The following is a 1,634-nucleotide window of genomic DNA, read 5'->3' on the forward strand; positions in this document are numbered from 1 at the left end:
GGATCAGCTCGCGCACGTCTTCCAGCGCGGGGGCCGGGGACAGCGGCGTCAACATAGGGCCCGCTGAGCGGCTTTGCGTCTCGACGGCCCCGATGCGCACGGCCACCGGGCGGCGATAGAGGGCGGGTCCCAGCGCCACGAAATGCCCGCGTTGCAGGTCGCGAAACGACTCGGCCTGCCGTCGCTCCATGCCCAACAGGTCGGCGGCGCGCACCATGTCGATGTCAAGGAAGGTGCGACCCATCAGGAAATTCGACGCTTCCGCCGCGACGTTTTTCGCCAGCTTGGCCAGACGCTGTGTCGCGATCACGCCCGCCAGCCCGCGCTTGCGCCCGCGCGACATCAGGTTCGCCATGGCCCCCAGCGATGCGCGACGCGCTTCGTCGGAGACATCCCCCGCCGCGGCCGGCGCGAACAGCTGGGCTTCGTCGACCACCACCAGAACGGGGTACCAGTGCTCGCGCGGGGCGTCGAACATGCCGTTCAGGAAGGCCGCCGCACGGCGCATCTGCATCTCGATGTCCACGCCTTCGAGGTTCAGCACCACCGACGCCCGGTGTTCGCGCATGCGCAAGCCGGCGGTGTCCAGCATCGCCTCGGTGTATTCGGCGGCATCGATCACCAGATGGCCGAATTTTTCGGCGACGCTGACGAAATCACCCTCGGGGTCGATGATGGCGTGCTGCACCAGACCGGCGGACTGTTCCAGCAGCCGGCGCAGAAGGTGCGACTTGCCCGACCCGGAATTGCCCTGCACCAGCAGGCGCGTGGACAGCAGTTCGCCCAAATCCATCACAGCCGGAACGCTGGCTCCGCCCTCGCCCCGGCGCTCGCCTATCTGGATCTCGATCGTCATGGGACGGAGGGATAGCGGGGTGTTCCCCCCTCGCGCAACCAGTCCAGCGCGCCCAGCCCCGCCGCGCGCCCGGTCGAGAGGCACGCCTGCAGCAAATAGCCGCCGGTCGGGGCCTCCCAGTCCAGCATTTCGCCCGCGACGAAGACGCCGGGAAAGCGGCGCAGCATCAGATGGTTATCGCACGCGTCGCGCGCGACTCCGCCCGCCACCGAAATCGCCCGGTCGAGCGGCGCAGTCCCCGTCAGGCGCAAAGGCACGGCCTTGATCCTGCGCGACAGGGCCTGGTCGTCAGGGGTCGGTGGCCCTTCGCGCAGGAGCGCCACGCCCACCGGGGCCAGACGCAGCCCCTTGCGCAGGCGATTCGACAGGCTCTCGCGCGGGCGGGTGCGCGACAGGCGCCCGGCGATCGCCTCGACCGACAGATCCGGCCGCAGGTCGACCGTTATCCCGGCCTGTCCGTCGCGTGACAGGGCGTCACGCAGGCGCGCGGACAGGGTGTAGACCGGGCCACCCTCGATACCGTCACGGGTGATCATGACATCCCCGCGCGCGACCGCGCCCGCGAAGGACACGGCGACCGATTTCAGCGGGGTGCCGGCAAACCGTTCCGCGACCAGCGGAGACCAGTCCGCCGTGAAACCGCAGTTGGCGGGACGGAAAGGCGTGATCGGTACCTCCCGCAGCAACGCCGTCCATGCGCCGTCGGAGCCCAGACGCGACCAGCTGGCCCCGCCCGTCGCCAGTACGACGGCGGCGGCGGCAAGCGTCGCCTCCCCCT

General features: G+C 70.1%; 2 protein-coding genes. Both read right to left on the reverse strand.

Going from position 1 to position 1,634, the window contains the following annotated elements:
- Positions 1–856 (reverse strand): ATP-binding protein (locus HUK82_RS16395; protein ID WP_176614936.1); only part of this gene is annotated, 856 nt, incomplete at its 3' end.
- Positions 853–1,634: TIGR03862 family flavoprotein (locus tag HUK82_RS16400; RefSeq protein WP_176614937.1), on the reverse strand; the 782-nt coding region annotated here is incomplete at its 5' end. The genes HUK82_RS16395 and HUK82_RS16400, both read right to left, overlap by 4 nt.

Origin of the sequence: Ameyamaea chiangmaiensis (assembly GCF_013376175.1) — a bacterium.
GTDB lineage: Bacteria > Pseudomonadota > Alphaproteobacteria > Acetobacterales > Acetobacteraceae > Ameyamaea > Ameyamaea chiangmaiensis.